This is a genomic window from Arenimonas sp. (assembly GCF_041919775.1).
In the GTDB taxonomy this organism is placed as follows: Bacteria; Pseudomonadota; Gammaproteobacteria; order Xanthomonadales; family Xanthomonadaceae; genus Arenimonas.
The window spans coordinates 178,463-190,743 of record NZ_JAYRTE010000002.1; the positions used below are offsets into that span (position 1 = coordinate 178,463).

Sequence of the window (12,281 nt, forward strand, 5' to 3'; positions counted from 1 at the left end):
CTCCCATGCTCCAGATCCATCGCCACGGATCCATCCATGAAATCCAGCTGGCGCGTCCGCCGGTCAATGCGCTGACGCCGGAGCTGCTGGCGGCCCTGCGCACCGCGGTGGAGACGGCGCCGGCGGAAGGCGCCCGCGCGATCATCCTGTCCGGCGGCACGAAGGTGTTTTCGGCCGGCATGGACGTGCCGCACTTGATGTCGCTCGATGCCGCCGGGCTGAAGGCGGGCTGGGCGTCGCTGTTCGCAGCGGCGCGCGCCATCGCCGCGTCGCCGGTGCCGGTCGCCGCCGCCCTTGGCGGCCACAGCCCCGCCGGCGGCTGCGTGCTGGCGCTGTGCTGCGACTACCGGATCATGGCGCGCGGCCCCTTCCGGATCGGTCTCAACGAAGTGCAGGTGGGCCTGGTGGCGCCCGACGCCATCCAGCACCTGCTGCGCCGGGTGGTCGGCACCTACCGCGCCGAACGCCTGCTGGTGGCCGGCGAACTGGTCGAGTCCGAACACGCGCTGGCGATCGGCCTGGTCGACGAACTGACCGACGCCGAGCATGTCACCCAGCGCGCCCTGGTCTGGCTGGAGGAGCTGCTGAAGCTGCCGTCCCAGGCCATGCTGGCCACCCGCCGGCTGGCGCGCGCGGACCTGGTCTCGGCGCTGTCGGATTTCCACGACGACGATCTCGACGGATTCCTGGCCGAATGGAATTCGCCGCACACGCAGGCGGCGCTGCAGGCGCTGGTGGCCCGGCTCGGTAAATAGGCGCGCACCGCCGACCGGCGTCGAACACCCCGTCGGCGACGGCCCTCAGCCCTCGCCGCCGGCCCCGGTCTCCACCGGCCGCGACCGGTCGGCCACCCAGCCGCTCCACGACGCCGGATAGATCCGCGCCCCGTGCAGGCCGGCGTGTTCCATCGCCAGCAGGTTGTGGCAGGCGGTGACGCCGGAGCCGCAGGACAGCACCACGTCTTCCGGCTTGCGTCCCCGCAGCAGCTTGTGGAACTGGCGCAGAAGTTCGTCGGGCGGCTGGAAGCGCCCTTCGGACAGGTTGGCCGGGAACGGCCGGTTCACCGCGCCGGGAATATGCCCCGCGACGGGATCCAGGGGTTCCACTTCGCCGCGGAAGCGCTCCGGCGGACGCGCATCGAGCAACCAGCCGGGCGGTTCAGCCAGGCGGGCCTGCACCTGGTCGCTGGACAGGAAGGCATCGCGGTCGAAGTCGCCCGGGTACGGCGGCGCGGGAACCGGCGCACTGGTGTCCAGCGGCAGGCCCAGCGCCCGCCAGCGCGCGATGCCACCATCCAGGACCGCCACGCGGTCATGGCCGAACAGCCGGAGCAGCCACCAGAAACGGGCCGCCGCCATCGCCCCGGTCTCTTCGTCATAGGCCACGACCTGGTCGCCGGGCCGGACGCCCAGCCGGCCCAGCAGGGCCGAGAACTGCGCCGCGGTGGGCATCGGATGCCGCCCTTCGTGGGTCGGGCCGCCGGGCAGGGACAGGTCACGCTCGAGGTCGGCGTGGCCGGCACCCGGCAGGTGTGCGCTGGCCCACGCCGCCGCGCCCGCCTCCGGGTCGGACAGCGCGTGCCGGCAATCGACCACGACCAGCCCGGGCTGGCCCAGTCGCGCGGCCAGGTCTTCGGCGGAAACCAAGGTGGTCCAGTGCATCATCCCTGCTCCAGTCGGTGGCGGAAATTGACCAGCATCGCCGCGGTGGCACCCCAGATGCGGTGCCCGCCGTAGCGGAACTCAAGTATGCGCCGCCGCCTGCCCTGGAAGTCCACGTCCAGAACGTTAACGTTGCCCGGGTCGAGCAGGAAATGCAGCGGCACCTCGAAGGCCTCGGCCACCTCGGACGGATCGGGCACGGCCCGGAAGCCGTCGCGCACGCTGGCCACGACCGGGAACACGTGGAAACCGGTGATGGTGACGAAGGGATCGAGATAACCATGCGGCGTCGACAGCGCGCCGGCGAGACCGACTTCCTCGTGGGCTTCGCGCAGGGCCGCTTCGACAGGATCGGCGTCGCTGTTCTCGATGCGGCCGCCGGGGAAGGCGATCTGGCCCGCGTGGTGGCGAAGCGCTTCGGTCCGGCGGGTCAGCAGCACCTGCGGGCCGCCGGGGCGTTCAACCAGGGCGACCAACACGGCGGCCTTGCGCAGCGGCAAGCCGGCGGGCAGCAGGTCGGCCAGTTCGGCATGGTTCCAGCCGGGGCCGGGTGGTGGCCGGTCCAGCGGATGCAGGGCTTGCGGAAGGCGTTCGAGCGGGTCGAACGGCGGGCTCACACCCGCAGCGCCTCGCGGGCGGGCAGCACGGTTTCCATGAGGTGCAGGCGCTCGTCGTCGCCCATCTGGGCCCAGCGCGCGATCTCGGCGACGCTGCGGTGGCAGCCTTCGCAAAAACCGCCGGCGTCGAGCGAGCAGATGCCGATGCAGGGACTGAGCACGGCGCGGAAACCGGAGGTCATGGCTTTCGTGGTCCGGAAAACGCAGGGGCCGCGCCGTCGCCGGCGCGGCCCCGCGCAGGTGGTTACTTGACGCTTTCGAGCTTGATGTCGAAGACCAGCGCCTGGCCCGGGCCGACCGGCGAGCGCGGGTCGTTGCCGAAGGCCTTGTCGGACGGCAGGAACACTTCCCAGCGCGAACCGGCCGGCATCAGCGCCAGCACTTCCTGGACGCCGCGGATCGGGAACTCGCTGACCTTGAACGAGGCCGGGGTCGGGTTCTGCTGGGCGTAGGTGTTGGCGAACTCCTGGCCGGTCGAGACCGAACCACGGTAGTGCATGCTCACCGTGCTGTTCGGGGTCGGCTTGGCGCCGGTGCCCGTTTCGATGATGCGGTACTGGATGCCGCTCGGCAGCACCGTGATGCCCGGCTTGCCGCGATTGGCGGCCAGGAAGGCGTCGGACTTGGACTTGTTCTCGTTGGCGACGCGCTCGAACTCGGCGCGGGCCTGGGCGACCATGCGGGCCTGAAGGCCGGCCAGCTGACCGTCCATCTGCTCCTTGGGGTGGGCCGGCGCGCGCTTGGCGAAGCCGTCCTGCAGGGCCTTGATGACCTGGTTGATGTCGACGTCAACCTTCTGGTCGGCCAGGTCCTTGCCCAGGTCGTAGCCAATGGCATAGCTCAGCACCGGCTTGTTGGCCGGGGGGGGCGTCGGCGCATTGGCCGGGGCGGACTGGGCCAGCGCGACGCCGGCACTCAGACCAAAAGCCGCCAGGCAGGCAGCCATCAGACGCAACTTCATCAGGGAATCTCCGTTGGTTGGAAGGGGCGGTGTGGTGCCCCGAATGCCGCGCTAGGATAGCCCCCGCACGGCTGAACCGCCACTGACATCACGCCACCGGCCCCGCTGGGACCGCTGCGCACGCCCTGAGTTCCCCGCTTAACGGAGTTTTACGAAATGGCCTTCAATACCCTGCTGGTCGAGGACAAGGACGGGATCCGCCGGATCACCCTCAACCGCCCCGACAAGCTCAACGCGCTCAACCGCGAAACCCTGACCGAACTGCATTCCGCATTCTCCGACGCAGCCACCGAACCTTCGGTGCGCGTGGTCGTGCTGACCGGCTCGGGCCCCAAGGCCTTCGTCGCCGGCGCCGACATCGCCGAAATGAACGGGCTCAGCCCGGCCCAGGCGCGTGACTTCTCCGCCCATGGCCAGGCCCTGATGACCCGCATCGAACGCCTCGGCAAGCCGGTCATCGCCCGCGTGAACGGCTTCGCCCTCGGCGGCGGCCTGGAGCTGGCCATGGCCTGCCACCTGCGCATCGCGGCCGATAGCGCCAGGGTCGGCCAGCCCGAGATCAACCTGGGCCTGGTGCCTGGTTTCGGCGGCACCCAGCGCCTGCTGCGGCTGGCCGGGCGCGGCGTGGCGCTGGAGCTGTGCCTGCTGGGCGCACCGATCACGGCCGCGCGCGCGGCGGAGCTGGGCATCCTTACGAAAGTGGTTCCCGCGGACCAGCTGGACGCCGAAGTGGACGCGCTGGCCACCCAGCTCGCCCATGCCGCCCCGCTGGCCCTGCGCGGCATCCTCGACGCGATCGTGCTGGGCGGCGAGGCGCCGCTCGATACGGGCCTGGACCACGAGACGCAGGTGTTCGCGGTGACCTTCTCCACCGACGACATGAAGGAAGGCACCGACGCCTTCCTGGCCCGCCGCAAGCCCAGCTTCAGCGGTCGCTGAGCGGACCCCCGGCGGCCGTGCGCCTGTTCCGCTTCCACGGCGGCCTGGACCTGCCCGGCCACAAAGCCGCGTCCACCGCCGGCGGGCTGCACCGGCTGCCGCCGCCGGCGCGGCTGTACCTGCCGCTGCTTCAACATGCCGGCCTGCCGGCCGAGGCCACGGTCGCGGTGGGTGAGGTCGTGGCGCTCGGCCAGCGGATCGCCAGCGCCGGCGCCGGCGCCGGTGCCGACCTGCATTCGCCGGTGGCCGGGCGGGTGATCGCGATTGAACCCCGTGCGCTGCCGGGCAGCCCGGGCATCGACGTGGCCCACGTCGTGATCGAGCCCATGCCGGACGGACCGGTGCAGGCCCTGCCCGCGCTGCCGGAGGATGCGGGCGCCGACGCCATCCGTGCGCGCATCCGCGAGGCCGGCATCGTCGGACTGGGCGGCGCCGGTTTCCCGACCGCGGGCAAACTGGCGGCCGCACGCGCGACGCTGGTGATCAACGGCGCCGAATGCGAACCCTGGATCGCCTGCGATGACGCCCTGCTGCGCGAACACGCCGACGAGGTGGTGCGCGGCGCCCGCCTGCTGGCCCGCGCCAGCGGCGCGACGCGCGTGCTGCTGGCGGTCGAGGACAGCATGGACGAGGCAGCGGCGGCCTGCGCCGAGGCGGTGCAGGCGTTTGGCGAGGGCCAGGTCGAGCTGGTGGTGGTGCCCACGCGCTACCCGGAAGGCGGCGAACGCCAGCTGATCCAGGTGCTGACCGGCCTGGAGGTGCCGCGCGGCGGCCTGCCCCGCGACATCGGCGTGATCGTGCTCAACGTCGGCACCGTACGCGCCGCCTGGCGCGCGGTCGCGCTGGGCGAGCCCCTGGTCGAACGAGTGGTCACCGTCACCGGTCCCGGCGTCGCGCAGCCGGGCAACTTCATCGTGCCGCTGGGCACGCGTATCTGCGACCTGGTCGCGCACGCCGGCGGCTACACGCCGGCCGCACGGCGGCTGATGCTCGGCGGCCCGATGATGGGCACCGCCCTGCCCCACGATGAGTTCGCGATCGGCAAGACCCACAACTGCGTGCTGGTGCTGGGCGAGGCGGAGCTGCGCCGGGGTGACGATCAAATGCCCTGCATCCGCTGCGGCGACTGCGCCAGCGCCTGCCCGTCGCGACTGCTGCCGCAGCAGCTGCTGTGGCAGGCCCGCGCCGGCCGTCTCGACGACGCCCGCGGCCAGGGCCTGTTCGACTGCATCGAATGCGGCTGCTGCGACCTGGTCTGCCCCAGCCACATCCCGCTGACCCAGCAGTTCCGGCTTGCGAAGGGTGAACTGCTGGCCCGCGACGCCGACGCCGCTACCGCCGAAGCCGCTCGCCTGCGTTACGAAAGCCGGCGCGAACGACTCGAGCGCGAATCGCGCGAACGCGAAGCGCGCCTGGCCGCGCGCAAGGCCGCCGCCAGCCCGGACGCGGTGGCGGCGGCGCTGGAACGGGCCCGCGCCAAACGCGCCGCCGCCGACGACGCCGGCGACCGCCCGTGAGGACCTTCGACACCGCGCCGGCCCCGCACCTGCCGCCGCGCCGCAGCGTGCGCGGCACCATGGGCCTGGTGCTGCTGGCCCTGGTGCCGGGCGTGCTTGCGCACGGCTGGTTCTTCGGACCCGGCATCTTCGTGCAGATCCTGCTGGCGGTCGCGTTCGCGATGGGCTTTGAAGCCGCGATGCTGAAGCTTCGCGGCAAGCCGCTGCGGCCGTTCCTCACCGATCTCAGCGCCCCGCTTACCGCGGTGCTGTTCGCGCTGTGCCTGCCGCCGCTGGCGCCTTGGTGGCTGGCGGCGATCGGCATGCTCGCCGCGATCGTTTTCGCCAAGCACCTGTTCGGCGGCCTGGGCCACAACCTGTTCAATCCGGCGATGGCCGGCGTCGCGGTCGTGCTGCTGGCCTTCCCGCGCGTGTTCACGCAGTGGCTCGCGCCTGCGGGCCTGGACGAGGCGATGGGTGCGCCCGGCATCGGCGACAGCCTGGTGGCGATCTTCACCGGCCAGCTGCCCGCGCCCTGGGGCTGGGACACGCTGGCGCAGGCGACGCCGCTCGACACCGTGCGCACGCTCGGCAGCCAGGGCGCGACGCTGGCGGAAATCCGCGGCGCGCCGGTGTTCGGCGATTTTGGCGGCCGCGGCTGGGAGTGGGTGGCCAACTTCTTCGCGCTGGGCGGATTGTTCCTGCTGTTCAAGCGGGTGATCCCCTGGCAGGTGCCGGTGGCGACCCTGGGCACGGTGGTGCTGCTGGCGCTGCCGTTCTGGCTCGCCGACACGGACCTGCATCCCTTCCCGCTGCAGCACGTTTTTTCCGGCGGCCTGGTGCTGGCGGCGTTTTTCATCGCCACCGATCCGGTCAGCGGCTGCACGACGCCGCGCGGGCGGCTGGTGTTCGGCGCCGGCGTCGCGCTGCTGACCCTGGCGATCCGGCGCTGGGGCGGTTTCCCGGACGGCGTCGCCTTCGCCGTGCTGTTGATGAACTGCGCGGCGCCGTGGATCGACGCGCACACGCGCCCGCGCATCCTCGGTGAAAACCGCGCACCGGGCGGGGACGCCGCGCCATGAAAACAAGCCTGCGCGAATCGCTGCGCGCCGGCGCCCAGCTGGCCCTGGCCGGCCTGGCCGCGGCGGTGCTCCTGGCCGGCACCTGGGTGCTGACGCGGGACCGGATCGCCGACAGCGAACGCAGGGCACGGCTGCAGGCGCTGGAAATCGTGCTGCCCGCCGACCGCTACGACAACGACCCGATCGCCGACAGCGTGACCGTGCAGGCACCTGCCTGGCTCGGCCAGCCGACCGCCACCGTGTACCGGGCGCGGCTGGCGGACGAGGCGTCGGCGCTGGTGCTCGAAGCCACGGCGCCGGACGGTTATTCGGGCCCGATCCGGCTGCTGGTGGCGCTGGACCCTGCCGGCACGGTCCTGGGCGTGCGCATCACCGCCCACCAGGAAACCCCGGGCCTGGGCGACGACATCGAAGCCGGGCGCAGCGACTGGATCCGGGGCTTCGAGGGGCGATCGCTGGCCGACCCGGCGCGCGAACGCTGGCGCGTGCAGCGCGACGGCGGCCATTTCCCGCAGTTCGCCGGCGCGACGCTGACGCCGCGCGCGGTGGTGTCCGCGGTGCGCCGCGCGCTCGACTTCGCCGCCGCGCATGGCGACGCGGTCCGCGCCGCCGAGGCCGGCGCTACACTTTCCTTCGACGACGCCCCGATCGACCCCCCGCCCGCCCGATGAGCCCCGCCTCGCCCCGCGCCATCCTCGAATACGGCCTGTCCAGCGGCAACGTCGGACTGGTGCAGCTGCTGGGCCTGTGCCCGCTGCTGGCGGTCAGCAACAACGCGGTCAATGCGCTGGGCCTGGGCTTGGCCACGGTGCTGGCGCTGCTGGTCACCAATACCGCGGTCGCGACGATCCGCAGGCTGACGCGCCGCGACGTGCGTATCCCCGCCTTCATCATGGTCATCGCCGCGGTGGTGACCTCGATCGAGCTGGCCATGCGCGCCTACCTGCCGCAGCTGCATGCGGTGCTGGGCCTGTTCATCCCGCTGATCGTCACCAACTGCGCGCTGATGGGCCGGGCGGAGGCCTTCGCCTCGCGCAACGACCCCGGCCGGGCCGCGCTCGACGGGCTGGCGATCGGCCTGGGTTTCCTGTGGGTGCTGCTGCTTATCGGTGCGCTGCGCGAGCTGATCGGCGAAGGCAGCCTGTTTGCCGGCGCCGGTGCCCTGCTCGGTCTGCCCGGCCTGGAACTGGCGGCGGACGGCTACCCGGGCTTCGTGCTGGCGATCCTGCCGGTCGGCGCCTTCGTCGTGCTGGCCGGGCTGGTGGCAACCCGGCAGGCCTGGCGACAGCGACGCGCTCGGGGCGCGGCATGAAGGCAGCCGACCGCCAGGAGCTGTTCGCGCGCCTGGCCGAACTCAATCCCAAACCGACCACCGAGCTCGAGTACAGCACGCCCTTCGAGCTGCTGGTGGCGGTGACACTGTCCGCACAGGCCACCGACGTCGGCGTCAACAAGGCGACGCGGCGGCTGTTCCCGGTGGCCAATACGCCAGAAGCGATCCTGGCGCTGGGCGAGGACGGCCTGAAGAAATACATCTCGACCATCGGGCTCTACAACGCCAAGGCCACGAACGTGGTCGCCGCCTGTCGGATCCTCGTGGAAAAACACGGCGGCGAAGTCCCGCGCGACCGTGAGTCGCTCGAAGCCCTGCCCGGCGTCGGCCGAAAGACGGCCAACGTGGTGCTCAACACCGCCTTCGGTGAACCGACGATCGCCGTGGACACGCATATCTACCGGGTGTCCAACCGCACCGGCCTGGCACCGGGAAAGACCGTACGCGCGGTCGAAGACAAATTGATGAAGGCGGTGCCGGCGCAATACCGGCTCGACGCCCACCACTGGCTGATCCTGCACGGCCGCTACGTGTGCAAGGCACGCAAGCCCGACTGTCCCAATTGTGTCATCCGGGACCTGTGCCGTTATCGGGACAAGACCCTCGGCTAGCGGAATTCACCCAGCCTGAGCCACTTGGTGGCGACCCACTTTTCGCCCGCCAGCACAGGCGCGCCGCCGTGGCGGGTGCCCGTCATCGGGTGGGGGCGGTCGTAGCTGAAGAACACGGCGTTGCCCCTTATCGGCGCGACGTTGAAACCGGCATCGGGAAAGGTCGTCTCGCCGCCCGCTTCGGGATTGTTGAGATACATGACGATCGAGGCCACGCGCTGGCCGCCATTGGCAAGGATGCCTGCGGTCCCGGACTTTTCGGGATCGAAGTAGTCGAAGTGCGGTTTGTATTCCGCGCCGGGCCCGTAGCGAAGGACCTGCAGTCCCTCGCCGAACTCGACCGGCCAGGCGCACAACCTGGCAAGGCGCGCTTCGATGCGCTGGCAGAGCGCGTTCTCCCCACGCGTGAAAAACATGCCCTCGCTGGTGCGGGCCTCGTGCACCTGGCTGACGCCCTCGTCGAGCAGGAAGGTTTCCGAACGCTGGAGGCGCTGGCGGGCGAGCCCGATAAGTCCATCGCACTCCTCGTCCGACAGCAGGCCGCCCATCACGACCACGCGGGGGTGCCTGAGGTTGGCGAGCACCGCCACCCGGCGGTCGCCGCCGTCGAGCAGGTGCGGACCGGCGCGGTCCATCGGTTCGGGCACGGGCGTTGGCTCCGGCAGGCCGTTGGCCCGGGCGTGTTCCACCATCAGTCCGTGGACGACGTCCTGGACCGCAGCCAGGGCCTGCTCCTGCGACCATCCTTCCCCCTGCAAGTCGTGCACCAGCTCGAAGGGTTCGCGCCCGGCGCGGACCTGGTCGATGATCCATTGGCGGGAAGAAGCGGGAAGCTCAAGCGTGGTCATCGGGGCTCCGGGCTCGTCGGGTCGTGTCCCGGCCGATGTTACCGCCCAATGGCCGTGTGGTCGCCCTGCCCCGTGCATGCCCCGAAAAGCACGAGGCCGCGACCCGGAAGAACCGGATCGCGGCCTCGCCGACACCGACAGGACTCAGAAGTTGAACTGGGTGCGCAGCGCGTACTGCCCCGTCTCGTCACCGCTGAAGTCGTTGTCACCCTGGGTATAGTTGAACATCAGTCGCAGGTTCGGATTGATGTAGTAATTCATGCCCAGGGCCCAGGTAGTGGCCTCGAGGCCGGCGATGTCCTGGTTCTCGATATGGTCGAAGCGCGCGGTCAACTCCCAGAGTCCGCGGTCGGCCACCTTGGGCGAACCGAAGACGCCGCTGCCCGCCTTGTAGACCTTGCGGCCGCCGTTGAGCATCACGCTGCCCTGGGCGTAGAACGTCTGCACGTCCTGGTCAGCGCCCAGCGGCTGGCCGAAGCTGGCATTGGCGTACTCGGACTGGAAGAAAACCGGGCCGAACATGCCCGCGACCTCCACGCCCAGTGCGTCGACCTGTTCACCGCCAGCCCCGGGCGAACTCGCGATTCCGAGGCTGGGGCCGCGGCGGCCGGCGTAATTGGCGCTCGCCGAAAGACTGCTCGAGCCCTGGTTGATGTTCTCGTGGCTGTACCAGGCGCCCAGGTGCAGCACCTGCTCGGATCCCATCACCGGTGCCCAGGTGGTGCGGCCGGAGAAGCCCATGCCCTCGTTGCGCGGGCCCGAGGCGCCGCGGAGATTGAACACCGTACCCCCCGCGGTCCAGTTGTCGCCGGCGACCAGATAGCCCACGCCCTGCTGGAACTGGCGGCCGCTGAACAGGCCGGTCGCCGAAGCGAAGGGGCGCTCCAACATCAGGATCTCGTTGGAGCTGGTGAGCTCCTCCATCGAACGATAGGGCTTGAAGTGGCCGATCGTCAGCTTGCCGGGGCCCAGATTGCGGGCGATGTACAGATCGCGAAGGCCGTCGAGGTTGCTGCCGGCGGCGAAGTCCTGCTCCATCTTGTATTCCCAGCCGGCGACCGTGCCGCCCAGGGTCAGGCGGGCGCGGCGGAACTCGGTGGTGCCGGTGGTGGCGGCGAGATCGCGGTTCCAGGCGTAACCGTCGAAATGAAGGCGGCCGCCCACGCTGAAGGACGCCTTCCCGTCGGCCGAGGTCACTTTCAGACCGCCCTTGGTCTCGACCTTGGGTTGGTTCGCCTGCACGGTCTTGATCGCCTCGGCGGTATCGACATTGACGGCCGACTGGGCGTCGTCGCGGGCTTCGAGTTCCTCGATGCGGTTCATCAGGACGGCCAACTGGGCCTTGAGCTCGGCGATCTCGGGATCGCTGGCCTGCTGGGCGAAGGCGGCACCGGGCGCGAGGCCGGTGAGGGCGGCCGCGAGCGAAGCGGCCAGGAGAGTCAAACGCATGTCATGCACTCCATGGAGAGTTGTGGGCCGGGCGACCGGCGAGGACCTGTTAAGGAAGCGTACACAGGCTGATCCCACCGCATGACAATTGCTTGAGCGTTCCATGACAGCGAGGTGACAGCCCGCTGGCGGCGGCTGGCCGGCACTGTCATACGCCTGTAACCAACAAGCAACAGTCTTGTCACCGGACCGGCCTGTAATGGCCCGGCATCGGGGCAGTGCCCCGAAGTCGTCCCCATCCTTCGAGGAGTTGTTCCGTGCTCAAGACCCTGACGCTCTGCCTGGCCACCGCGGCCATGGCTGCCAGCTTCACCCCCGCCGCGCAGGCCGCCGAAATCACCGGCGCCGGCGCCTCGTTCGTGTTCCCCACCATGTCCCGCTGGTCGGCCGACTACAACGAAGCCACCGGCCACCGCGTCAACTACCAGTCGATCGGCTCGGGCGGCGGCATCGCCCAGATCAAGGCCAACACCGTCGACTTCGGTTCGTCCGACGCCCCGCTCAAGCCCGACGACCTGGCCGCCTCGAACCTGGCCCAGTTCCCGTCGGTGATGGGCGGCATCGTGCCGGCCTTCAACGTGCCGGGCATCGCCGCCAACGGCCTCAAGCTCGACGGCGCCACCCTGGCCAACATCTACCTGGGCAAGATCAGCAAGTGGAACGACCCGGCGATCGCCGCGCTGAACCCGGGCGTGACCCTGCCGAACCTGCGCATCACCGTCGTGCACCGCTCGGACGGCTCGGGCACCACCTTCAACTTCGTCAACTACCTGTCCAAGGTCTCGCCGGAATGGCAGTCCAAGGTCGGTGAAGGCACCTCCGTGCGCTGGCCGACCGGCGTGGGCGGCAAGGGCAACGAAGGCGTGACCGCCTACGTCAAGCAGATCAAGGGCGCCATCGGCTACATCGAGCTGTCCTACGCGCTGACCAACAAGGTGGCCTACGCCACCATGAAGAACGCCAACGGCAAGTTCGTCGAAGCCTCCAACGCCTCGATCCAGGCCGCCGCGGCCAGCGCCGAGTGGGGCAAGGCCAAGGACTTCTACCTGGTGGTGACCAACGCCCCGGGCGACGAGGCCTGGCCCATCGCCGCGACCAACTTCATCCTGATGTCCAAGAAGCCGAAGAACGCCGAAGGCAACAAGGCCGCCCGCGACTTCTTCGACTGGATCTACGAGAACGGCGACGAGTCGGCCACCCAGCTCGGCTACGTGCCGCTGCCGGACGCCCTGGTCGGGCAGATCGAAGCCTACTGGGCCGCCAGCTTCAAGTAACCGGCAATCC

General features: G+C 70.4%; 12 protein-coding genes and 1 pseudogene. 8 read left to right on the forward strand and 5 right to left on the reverse strand.

Annotated features, from left to right (window positions below; all coding sequences use genetic code 11):
* Nucleotides 1–5: 5 nt before the first annotated feature.
* Nucleotides 6–755 carry an enoyl-CoA hydratase/isomerase family protein gene (locus ACE3TE_RS02220; protein ID WP_374601767.1) on the forward strand — a complete coding sequence of 250 codons (750 nt, stop codon included), beginning with the start codon at nt 6–8 and terminating at the stop codon, nt 753–755.
* Nucleotides 756–800: 45 nt separating this feature from the next.
* On the opposite strand, the gene ACE3TE_RS02225 is transcribed toward ACE3TE_RS02220, so the two are convergent.
* The 3 genes and pseudogenes from ACE3TE_RS02225 to ACE3TE_RS02235 form a co-directional block, all read right to left on the reverse strand.
* A complete protein-coding gene (locus ACE3TE_RS02225) occupies nt 801–1,661 on the reverse strand; it encodes a sulfurtransferase (RefSeq protein ID WP_374601768.1) in 861 nt (286 codons plus the stop codon).
* A pseudogene (locus ACE3TE_RS02230) lies at nt 1,661–2,460 on the reverse strand (CoA pyrophosphatase). Before ACE3TE_RS02230 ends, ACE3TE_RS02225 begins: the two are co-directional and overlap by 1 nt.
* 62 nt (nt 2,461–2,522) lie before the next feature.
* Entirely contained in the window at nt 2,523–3,239 is a 717-nt protein-coding gene (locus ACE3TE_RS02235) for an FKBP-type peptidyl-prolyl cis-trans isomerase N-terminal domain-containing protein (protein WP_374601770.1), read from the reverse strand.
* Between the two features lie 156 nt (nt 3,240–3,395).
* Here ACE3TE_RS02235 and ACE3TE_RS02240 point away from each other — a divergent pair, with 156 nt between their 5' ends.
* Genes ACE3TE_RS02240 through nth form a run of 6 tightly spaced genes read left to right on the forward strand, consistent with a single transcriptional unit; the run spans nt 3,396 to nt 8,700 of the window.
* A complete protein-coding gene (locus tag ACE3TE_RS02240) occupies nt 3,396–4,178 on the forward strand; it encodes an enoyl-CoA hydratase/isomerase family protein (RefSeq protein WP_374601771.1) in 783 nt (260 codons plus the stop codon).
* Between the two features lie 17 nt (nt 4,179–4,195).
* Nucleotides 4,196–5,695, forward strand: a complete 1,500-nt coding sequence (rsxC, locus tag ACE3TE_RS02245) for an electron transport complex subunit RsxC (RefSeq protein WP_374601773.1) — start codon at nt 4,196–4,198, stop codon at nt 5,693–5,695.
* Nucleotides 5,692–6,756 carry an RnfABCDGE type electron transport complex subunit D gene (locus tag ACE3TE_RS02250; RefSeq protein WP_374601775.1) on the forward strand — a complete coding sequence of 355 codons (1,065 nt, stop codon included), beginning with the start codon at nt 5,692–5,694 and terminating at the stop codon, nt 6,754–6,756. The genes rsxC and ACE3TE_RS02250 overlap by 4 nt, the downstream gene beginning before the upstream one ends.
* Nucleotides 6,753–7,427 carry an electron transport complex subunit RsxG gene (rsxG, locus tag ACE3TE_RS02255; RefSeq protein WP_374601777.1) on the forward strand — a complete coding sequence of 225 codons (675 nt, stop codon included), beginning with the start codon at nt 6,753–6,755 and terminating at the stop codon, nt 7,425–7,427. The genes ACE3TE_RS02250 and rsxG overlap by 4 nt, the downstream gene beginning before the upstream one ends.
* Nucleotides 7,424–8,068: an electron transport complex subunit RsxE gene (gene rsxE / locus ACE3TE_RS02260; RefSeq protein WP_374601779.1), complete on the forward strand. Its 645-nt coding sequence runs from the start codon at nt 7,424–7,426 to the stop codon at nt 8,066–8,068. The genes rsxG and rsxE overlap by 4 nt, the downstream gene beginning before the upstream one ends.
* A complete protein-coding gene (gene nth, locus ACE3TE_RS02265) occupies nt 8,065–8,700 on the forward strand; it encodes an endonuclease III (RefSeq protein ID WP_374601780.1) in 636 nt (211 codons plus the stop codon). Before rsxE ends, nth begins: the two co-directional genes overlap by 4 nt.
* On the opposite strand, the gene ACE3TE_RS02270 is transcribed toward nth, so the two are convergent.
* Nucleotides 8,697–9,548, reverse strand: a complete 852-nt coding sequence (locus ACE3TE_RS02270; protein ID WP_374601782.1) for a 2OG-Fe(II) oxygenase — start codon at nt 9,546–9,548, stop codon at nt 8,697–8,699. The genes nth and ACE3TE_RS02270 overlap by 4 nt on opposite strands.
* A 144-nt stretch (nt 9,549–9,692) precedes the next feature.
* Complete coding sequence (locus ACE3TE_RS02275; protein WP_374601784.1) at nt 9,693–10,997, reverse strand: OprO/OprP family phosphate-selective porin; 1,305 nt, start codon at nt 10,995–10,997, stop codon at nt 9,693–9,695.
* A gap of 296 nt (nt 10,998–11,293) precedes the next feature.
* Here ACE3TE_RS02275 and pstS point away from each other — a divergent pair, with 296 nt between their 5' ends.
* Nucleotides 11,294–12,271, forward strand: a complete 978-nt coding sequence (pstS, locus tag ACE3TE_RS02280) for a phosphate ABC transporter substrate-binding protein PstS (RefSeq protein WP_374601927.1) — start codon at nt 11,294–11,296, stop codon at nt 12,269–12,271.
* The last annotated feature ends 10 nt before the right edge of the window (nt 12,272–12,281 follow it).

Excerpts from the sequence above, each read along its gene's own strand:
- ACE3TE_RS02220 (WP_374601767.1), top strand. The coding sequence starts at position 6 with ATGCTCCAGATCCATCGCCACGGATCCATCCATGAAATCCAGCTGGCG.
- ACE3TE_RS02225 (WP_374601768.1), bottom strand. The coding sequence starts at position 1,661 with ATGCACTGGACCACCTTGGTTTCCGCCGAAGACCTGGCCGCGCGACTG.
- ACE3TE_RS02235 (WP_374601770.1), bottom strand. The coding sequence starts at position 3,239 with ATGAAGTTGCGTCTGATGGCTGCCTGCCTGGCGGCTTTTGGTCTGAGT.
- ACE3TE_RS02240 (WP_374601771.1), top strand. The coding sequence starts at position 3,396 with ATGGCCTTCAATACCCTGCTGGTCGAGGACAAGGACGGGATCCGCCGG.
- rsxG (WP_374601777.1), top strand. The coding sequence starts at position 6,753 with ATGAAAACAAGCCTGCGCGAATCGCTGCGCGCCGGCGCCCAGCTGGCC.
- rsxE (WP_374601779.1), top strand. The coding sequence starts at position 7,424 with ATGAGCCCCGCCTCGCCCCGCGCCATCCTCGAATACGGCCTGTCCAGC.
- nth (WP_374601780.1), top strand. The coding sequence starts at position 8,065 with ATGAAGGCAGCCGACCGCCAGGAGCTGTTCGCGCGCCTGGCCGAACTC.
- ACE3TE_RS02270 (WP_374601782.1), bottom strand. The coding sequence starts at position 9,548 with ATGACCACGCTTGAGCTTCCCGCTTCTTCCCGCCAATGGATCATCGAC.
- ACE3TE_RS02275 (WP_374601784.1), bottom strand. The coding sequence starts at position 10,997 with ATGCGTTTGACTCTCCTGGCCGCTTCGCTCGCGGCCGCCCTCACCGGC.
- pstS (WP_374601927.1), top strand. The coding sequence starts at position 11,294 with ATGGCTGCCAGCTTCACCCCCGCCGCGCAGGCCGCCGAAATCACCGGC.